The following is a 2,088-nucleotide window of genomic DNA, read 5'->3' as shown; positions in this document are numbered from 1 at the left end:
AAAAGAAGAAATTTTCTGAATTTTCTATTTTAACGTTTATTTATGAATATTATTTTTGTTTTTATAAAAAAGATACCGATTTCATTTACTAAAAAAGAAAAAAGAACTGATTTCTCAGTCCTTCATTAATCTTATTCCACACTAAATAAGTATGGGTAAACAGGCTGTTGGCCTTGGTGAATCTCGACTTCAACGTCTTCAAATTCTTCTGCGATTTCTTGGGCAATCTCATTGGCAAGTTCTTCACTTCCATCTTCACCAACATAGAAGGTTACGATTTCACTGTCTTCATCCAACATATGTTTCAATGTTTCTGTCAAGGTTTGGTGCATGTCAGGGTTTGACACGAGAATTTTCCCATCCACCATACCAAGATTATCGTTTTCATGGATTTCTAAGCCATCAATCGTTGTATCACGAACGGCTGTTGTGACACTTCCACTAACGACATCGCTAAGGGCTGCAGTCATACGTTCTTGGTTTTCTTCGATTGACTTACTTGGATCAAAGGCAAGAAGACTTGTCAAACCTTGAGGAAGAGTACGAGCCTCTACCACTACTGCTGGTTGCTCCAAAACTTCTGCTGCAGATTGAGCTGCCATGAAGATGTTCTTGTTGTTTGGCAGGAAGATAATGTTACGAGCGTTGACCTGTTCAACAGCCTTGATAAAGTCTTCTGTTGAAGGGTTCATAGTTTGACCGCCTTCGATAACATAATCCACACCTTGAGAACGGAAGATATCTGCTAGACCTTTACCAGCAACGACAGCAATCAAAGCATACTCTTTTTCTTCAGCTGGCTTACTAACTTGAGCAGCTTCTTTCTCAACCTGTGCTTCATGTTGGTTACGCATATTGTCAACTTTTACCTTGACCAAGCTACCATATTTGAGACCTTCTTGCATAACAAGTCCCGGATCTTCTGTATGGACATGGACTTTGACGATTTCATCATCGTTGACAACAAGGAGAGAGTCTCCAAGTTCATTCAAGTAATTACGGAATTCATCGTAGTCAAAATCTTTGGAATAAGTTGGACCTTGCTTAAGAGCTACCATGATTTCAGTACAGTAACCAAATGTAATGTCCTCAGTTGCTACATGACCAGCTACAGACTTGTGGTGCTCTGCATTGATCATTTCACTCATGTTGGCCGGAGTCGCTACAAAGTCCTCAGATGCAATATATTCGCCAGTCAGGGCTGAAAGGAAACCTTCGTAGATGAAGACCAATCCTTGTCCACCTGAGTCCACAACACCAACTTCTTTCAATACTGGAAGCATGTCTGGCGTTTTAGCTAGAGCTGTTTTAGCGCCTTCCAAGGCTGCGCGCATAACTTCAACAGCGTCATCTGTTTGCTCAGCTTTTTTCTTAGCACCGATAGCTGCCCCACGAGAAACTGTCAAAATCGTTCCTTCAACTGGTTTCATAACGGCCTTATAGGCAACTTCCACACCTGATTGGAAGGCAAGGGCCAAGTCTTGACCTGTTAACTCATCTTTATCCTTGATGGCTTGTGAAAATCCACGGAAAAGCTGAGACGTAATAACTCCTGAGTTCCCACGCGCACCCATCAAAAGCCCTTTGGCAAGAATGCTTGCTACCTCTCCAACTGTAGAAGCTGGCTTGTCTGCAACTTCCTTAGCACCATTTTCAATGGTCATTCCCATATTTGTCCCAGTATCTCCATCTGGAACTGGAAAGACGTTTAATGAATTGACATATTCAGCTTGCTTATTCAAGCGAGTTGATGCAGCCTGCACCATTTCTTGAAATAAGCTAGTAGTAATTTTTGACACGGTTATTCTCCTACAACTTTGATATTTTGAATGTAGACATTTACAGTCTGAGCAGTAATTCCAAGCTGGTTTTCCAAGCTAAAACGAACACGCTCTTGAATGTTTTTTGACACTTCGCTAATCTTTGTTCCGTAGCTCAACACGGTATATACATCAACTGCAATACTGCCATCTTCGGCCGCTTTTACGACGACACCTTTGGAATAATTTTCCTTACCTAGCAGGGCTTGGAAATTATCTTTGAGGGCATTTTTACTAGCCATACCGACCACACCAAAAATCTCAGTTG

The 2,088-nt window shown here is 41.4% G+C and carries 2 protein-coding genes; both read right to left on the bottom strand.

Annotated features, from left to right (window positions below; translation table 11 throughout):
- Positions 1-131: 131 nt before the first annotated feature.
- A complete protein-coding gene (locus QZ359_RS07395) occupies positions 132-1,799 on the bottom strand; it encodes a DAK2 domain-containing protein (protein ID WP_293965083.1) in 1,668 nt (555 codons plus the stop codon).
- 2 nt (positions 1,800-1,801) lie between these two features.
- Positions 1,802-2,088, bottom strand: a 287-nt coding sequence (locus QZ359_RS07390) for an Asp23/Gls24 family envelope stress response protein (RefSeq protein ID WP_293965081.1), incomplete at its 5' end; no start/stop codon positions are given.

This window comes from Streptococcus sp. (genome assembly GCF_019414905.1).
In the GTDB taxonomy this organism is placed as follows: domain Bacteria; phylum Bacillota; class Bacilli; order Lactobacillales; family Streptococcaceae; genus Streptococcus.
This window is presented reverse-complemented; position numbering and strand designations above follow the sequence as displayed.